The following is a 5,487-nucleotide window of genomic DNA, read 5'->3' on the forward strand; positions in this document are numbered from 1 at the left end:
ATCCGGTTCAGCTCGCGTTCGCTCATCACCAGCCATCCCATGTTCGTCCCCCGAGGATCATGCTTCAACCGGGGGAGAGTGACATTCCTGCTTTGCTCAGCGGTGACATTTTAGCTTTGCGCGTATACCGCCGGCTTGAATACTTGGTTTTATGGATGCCTTGATCTGGAGACCGTCAGCCCGTCAGCCCCAAGGTCAGATGGGCGATGATGACCGAGCCGATATAAGTCCCGAACATCACGCAGAGCGCGACAATCACGATCTTCCAGCCAGAGGTCCGGGCGATGTGGAACTCCTGTGCAGTCAGGGCCAGACCGCCATAGGCCAGCGCCGGAGTCGCCAGCGCGAGGAAGTTCAGCTTTCCGACGGCTTCCGTCACCCAGGCCGAGCCGGGAACCCCCGGAATGGTTGCGAGCACCGCAATCAGCGACACCCAAGCCACTGCCGGAAGGCCGATCCGGATGACCTGCGCAAGCATCAGCCCGATCGCCGAGCCGACCAGAAGGAACAACATTCCCGGCAGTGCCCCTCCGGGTAAGGTCCCGGTTGCAACCCAGTTCGCCACCAGCCCGATAACCCCGGCGACAAGCAGCATCGCCATCTTGTCGCCAACGGGGATGTCCGACCGTTCATCATCTGCGATGGCATCCGCTAGGTCATGCATCTCGGTCGCCTGGGTCATGCTTTCTCTCCCTTGGTCGGATTGGCCGGATCGTTGGGACGGGCGCGCTGGTAAAGCCACTCGGTCAGCGGCAAGGCCACGAATACGGCGACATAAAGCCCGGTGGCATAGGTCAGGATGTTGCTGGCCGCGGCCAGCGCAAGGATGATTTCCTCCTGTTCGGGGATCACTGCGACGAGGCCGCCGGTGCAGGCAGCCAGCATCGAGCCCGAGCCGACGCCGCAGGCCATCGCCAGCGCGCGGACGTCGAAGATGTCGAGTGCATGGATGAGAGGCGGCATGATCGCAAAGACAAAGGTGGCGATCAGCGTGCCGGTGGCATAGACACCCATGGCGCCGGCGCCTTCGGGGCTGTTCAGCCCGTATTTCTCGGCGATCAGGGCAAGGTTCGGCTCACGGTCGATCGAATAGGACGCGCCGATCGCTTCCCGTCCCATGCCGAGCAGGTAGACGGCCACAGGGAATGCGACAGCGATCGTGCCGAGGTTGCCGATCTCCTGAAGGATGAGAGCCGGGCCGGCGGCGATGATGTCCCCCATCGCTGGTCCGACGGTGGTGCCGAAACGCGCGATGAAGGGCATGATCGCGACGATGATCATCGCCCCCGCGATCTTGCTGGAGCGCGCCGTGAGAACCTGTCGTGTCGCCTTGTTGATGACCGGATTGAGTGCGATCCCGATTGCAAAGGCATAAAGGATCGGCAGGAGGATCACCGTGGCAATCCCGATCGGCAGCCGGATGATGCCGATCAATTCGGAAATCACAACGATGACCAGCACCAGCAGATGCAGTGGCAACGCGTCGCGCGAGAAAACATTGGTCATCAAGCCCCTCCCGTGGATCGATGCAAGTGCCGAAGGCTAACCCGCTTCGCACATGACCCGGCAGCACGCTGCTGGGCAACGCGGTGTTGCCCCTCGGGCAATCCTCGCGCACCTATAGGACCGGCTGGACTTGCTCCGTGTGCCGCACGCATCATTGCCGCGTCGCGCCGAACCGGATCAAAGTCATGTCCAACGGAACGCTCATCGAAGCCGCCGCAGATCTTTTCCGCCACGCGTCACTGCTGCAGGAACGGCAGCGTCTGGACGCGTTCGGGAATTGAGGAACAAGACGATCATGGACGCTTTCGACCACCGGTTCCTGCGCGAATTCGCCGTGGTGGCGCAGGAAGGATCTATCCGGCGCGCCTCCGAGCGGCTGAACGTCGTGACCTCCTCGATCAGCCGCAAGATCTCGGACGCGGAGATCCGACTTGGCGTGAAGCTTTTCGAACGACATTCGCAGGGGATGCTTTTGACCGAGGCGGGCAAGCTGCTGCTCGACCACGCCAACCACCTGCACAACGAGCAGGACTATGTCCGTGAACTGATCGGCCAGTATCGCAACGACACGCGGCGGGTGATCCGGCTGGGCGTCGGCGAAGGATTTGCGGCCGATCTGATGCAGAACGGACTGGCGGCGCTGATGAGCACCAACCCGAACCTGCGCTACCAGATCACCACTGCTGGCACCGACAGGCTGGTCGAACTCGTCATCCAGGACCAGGTGGACATCGCTCTCGCTTATAACCCCATCCTGCTTCCGGGGACGCGATCGCTGGCGATCGGGCGGCAGCCGCTTTGCGCGATCGTACCGGTCTCCTCCTCGCTGATCGGCCGCTCCAGACTGTGGCTTGCAGACGTGCTCGAGCAACCGCTCGCGCTGCTGAACGAAAGTCATGGGATCCATCAGCTGCTGGCCCGGGCAGCCAGCGATCATGGCTTGTCACTGCACCCGGTTGTAGAGACCGAGTCGATTGCCCTCTTGATCCGCTTCGTTTCGGCCGGCCTCGGCGTGACGTTCCTGCCTCGCTTCTCGGCCACCATCCAAGAGGCGCGGGGCGAGCTGAAGATCCTCGATGTCGATGAGCCGCTGCTGCTCAGTGCAAGCGCCCATGCGATCGTACGTGCGCGGCGGCGGCTGCCGAGATCAGTTGACGCCGTGGCCACGCTGCTTGCTGCCCGCATGTCGGCCTTCTCGCCGGCGGCGTTGCCCTGAGGGCAACGCGGCGTGCGCGGCTCGTGTTCTGCACGCCGCGTGATCCTTAAGGATAGGATGGCACGACAGGCGGCTGCGCATGCTGCGGCCGCCACGAACCGCAGGGAAGCACGCATGACCACACATGACGCATTGCGCACCGGCATGATCGGACTTGGTGCAATGGGTCTGCCCATGGGCAAGACCTTGATTGGCAAGGGCTTTGACGTCATCGGCTTCGATCTCGATCCCGCCCGTCGCGCCAAGGCGGCCAAAGCCGGACTAACGGTGGTAGAGTCCCCGGCCGAGGTGTTCCGCAATAGCCGGGTCATCATCTTCTCGTTGCCTGCCGCGCAGCACGTGCGAAGCGTGATCGACAACTCCGGGCTCCTGACCGACGACATGGCTTTCAGGATCATCATCGACACCTCCACTTCAGAGCCGCAGGTCAGCCGCGATCTGGCTGAGGCGCTGGGCGCGCGTGGACACGGATTTCTGGACGCGCCCGTCAGCGGCGGTCCGAGCGGCTCTGCAAGCGGCCAACTGTCGTTCATGGTCGGGGGAGACGAGGCACATTTCCGCGAGGCGCTGCCCCATTTCGAGGCTATGGGGACGAAGATCCTCCATGTCGGTGGCAGTGGCGCGGGGAATGTCGCCAAGCTCGTGAACAACATGCTGGTTGCCTGCCACATGCTGACCACTGCCGAGGGGCTGCGCCTGGCCGAGGCGAGCGGCGTCGGCGCCGCCGATGCGCTGCGAGTGGTCAATGCGGCGTCTGGACGCTCGATGCTGTCCGAGGTGCATTTCCCGAATTGGGTTCTCTCCGGGTCGTTCTGCAGTGGCTTCTCGGCGGGATTGATGCGCAAGGACGTGCGTCTGGCCCTCGACCTGGCCGGCAAGGTCGGAGCCGACCTGCCGATGGCGAAGCTGGCTCAGGAGATCTGGGCCGAGGACGCATCCGGCATCGCCAATGACGAGGATTTCACCAGGCTGGGCGATCCCGCACTCGGCCAGCGCACCAAGGCGGAGACGCACTGACATGAACACCGTTCCCGAATTCGACACTGCCGCCCGCGTCGCACAGTTGATGAAGCAGCTTTGCGGCTTCGATGGACTCGCAAGCTTTGTCGGCGGCGAGGCACAGAAGGGCGATGGCGATTCGATCGAGCTCTACGATCCCGCCACCGGCAAGTTGGCGGATACCTATGCCGATGCGGGCGCCAACGTCATCGATGCGGCAGCCGCGGCTGCCGTCCAGGCCCAGGCCGAATGGTGGGCCAAGACCGCCTCTGAGCGTGGGCGGATCATGTTCCGCATCGGCCAACTTCTGCGCGAAAACGCGGAGGCGATTGCCGAACTGGAGGCAATTTCTGCCGGACGGCTGATCCGCGACATCTCTGGCGAGGTCATCCGGGTGGCCGAGATGTTCGAATATTACGCGGGCTGGTGCGACAAGCTGCATGGCGAAGTGATTCCGGTCCCGACCACACATCTGAATTACACCCGACCTGAGCCTTATGGCGTCGTGGTCCAGATCACGCCGTGGAACGCGCCGCTTTTCACGGCCGGCTGGCAGGTCGCCCCCGCGATCTGTGCGGGCAACGGCGTGATCCTCAAGCCGTCCGAGCTGACGCCGCACAGCTCGCTGGTCATCGGGGTCCTTTGTGAGAAGGCCGGCGCGCCGCGCGGCCTGGTGAACGTCATCGCCGGCGCGGGTCCGACCGCGGGCCAGTATGCGATCAGTCATCCCGAGACGCGGCTGGTGGTCTTCGTGGGTTCGGCCGCGGCAGGCGCGAAGATCGCCGAGACAGCCGCTCGCAACATCGTGCCCTGCATCCTCGAACTCGGCGGCAAGTCGGCCAACATCATCTTCGACGACGCCGATCTGAACCGCGCGATCGTCGGCTCTCAGGCCGCGATCTTCGGCGGCGCCGGGCAGAGCTGCGTCGCCGGCTCGCGTCTGCTGGTGCACCGGAACATCCACGCCGAGTTCGTGCGCCGCTATGCGGAAGCCACAGCCCGAATTCCGGTCGGCATGCCGCTCGACCGCACGGCGCTCATGGGGCCGATCAACAACCTGCGCCAGTTCGAGAAGGTCAGCTTGATGGTGCGCCGGGCCGCGGCCGAGGGAGGCCGGATCATCACCGGAGGAGAGCGCCCGGAGGCGTTCCCCGAGGGGTATTTCTACGCACCGACCGTGATAGACGAGGTCAAGCGGGACATGGAGATCGCCAACGAGGAGGTCTTCGGCCCGGTGGTCGGCGTCACTCCGTTCGAGGACGAGGACGAAGCCGTGGCGATTGCCAATGCCACGAACTACGGGTTGGCCGGCGCGGTCTGGACCCAGGATGTGGGCCGTGCCCACCGGATCGCCGGCAAGGTCCGGGCCGGGACGTTCTGGATCAACTCCTACAAGACGATCAATGTCATGTCGCCCTTCGGCGGCTTCCGCAAGAGCGGCTACGGCAGGTCTTCGGGTCGCGAGGCCCTGAAAGCCTATTCGGTGACGAAAAGCGTCTGGGTCGAGACATCCGCAACGCCGACGATGAGCTTCAGCTACTCGCCCGCCTGACATCTTAACGCGCGAGGGGAGCGTGCAATCTCCCGCACCCTTCAGTGTCGCTCCCGTCAAAGAGGTCCGAATCTCAGGAGAGCTGGCTTGCTTCGTCTGACCAGTGTCGGGTGTCCTGCCAAATGGATTTCCGTCCTGGTTGCGCCGCCGCCGGGATTGGCATCGGCTGGCTGAGACAGGCCTGATCAGGCGTCTGCCCGCCGGGCGACGAATG

Annotated in this window: 6 protein-coding genes; 4 read left to right on the forward strand and 2 right to left on the reverse strand. The window is 64.0% G+C overall.

The genetic code is table 11. The annotated features are described in order from the left end of the window. Window positions 1-175 precede the first annotated feature (175 nt). Window positions 176-682 (reverse strand): hypothetical protein, encoded by a 507-nt coding sequence (locus tag H5395_RS17565; RefSeq protein WP_200559424.1) that lies wholly within the window; start codon window positions 680-682, stop codon window positions 176-178. Beyond that, entirely contained in the window at window positions 679-1,506 is an 828-nt protein-coding gene (locus tag H5395_RS17570) for a DUF3100 domain-containing protein (protein WP_182793812.1), read from the reverse strand. The genes H5395_RS17565 and H5395_RS17570 overlap by 4 nt, the downstream gene beginning before the upstream one ends. 137 nt (window positions 1,507-1,643) lie before the next feature. Between H5395_RS17570 and H5395_RS17575 the strand changes: the two genes are divergently transcribed. Genes H5395_RS17575 through H5395_RS17590 form a run of 4 tightly spaced genes read left to right on the forward strand, consistent with a single transcriptional unit; the run spans window position 1,644 to window position 5,273 of the window. Next, complete coding sequence (locus H5395_RS17575) at window positions 1,644-1,787, forward strand: hypothetical protein (RefSeq protein ID WP_182793813.1); 144 nt, start codon at window positions 1,644-1,646, stop codon at window positions 1,785-1,787. 14 nt (window positions 1,788-1,801) lie between these two features. Then, a complete protein-coding gene (locus H5395_RS17580) occupies window positions 1,802-2,722 on the forward strand; it encodes a LysR family transcriptional regulator (RefSeq protein WP_182793814.1) in 921 nt (306 codons plus the stop codon). 57 nt (window positions 2,723-2,779) lie between these two features. Next, window positions 2,780-3,739 carry an NAD(P)-dependent oxidoreductase gene (locus tag H5395_RS17585; protein ID WP_182793815.1) on the forward strand — a complete coding sequence of 320 codons (960 nt, stop codon included), beginning with the start codon at window positions 2,780-2,782 and terminating at the stop codon, window positions 3,737-3,739. Between the two features lies 1 nt (window position 3,740). After that, on the forward strand, window positions 3,741-5,273 hold the full coding sequence (locus tag H5395_RS17590) for an aldehyde dehydrogenase family protein (RefSeq protein WP_182793816.1): 1,533 nt from the start codon (window positions 3,741-3,743) through the stop codon (window positions 5,271-5,273). Window positions 5,274-5,487: the final 214 nt, after the last annotated feature.

Origin of the sequence: Paracoccus sp. MC1854 (assembly GCF_014164635.1) — a bacterium.
Classification (GTDB): domain Bacteria; phylum Pseudomonadota; class Alphaproteobacteria; order Rhodobacterales; family Rhodobacteraceae; genus Paracoccus.

What these genes read in the sequence shown, in the direction of transcription:
- H5395_RS17565 (WP_200559424.1), bottom strand. Translation starts at nt 682, where the DNA reads ATGACCCAGGCGACCGAGATGCATGACCTAGCGGATGCCATCGCAGAT.
- H5395_RS17570 (WP_182793812.1), bottom strand. Translation starts at nt 1,506, where the DNA reads ATGACCAATGTTTTCTCGCGCGACGCGTTGCCACTGCATCTGCTGGTG.
- H5395_RS17580 (WP_182793814.1), top strand. Translation starts at nt 1,802, where the DNA reads ATGGACGCTTTCGACCACCGGTTCCTGCGCGAATTCGCCGTGGTGGCG.
- H5395_RS17585 (WP_182793815.1), top strand. Translation starts at nt 2,780, where the DNA reads ATGGCACGACAGGCGGCTGCGCATGCTGCGGCCGCCACGAACCGCAGG.
- H5395_RS17590 (WP_182793816.1), top strand. Translation starts at nt 3,741, where the DNA reads ATGAACACCGTTCCCGAATTCGACACTGCCGCCCGCGTCGCACAGTTG.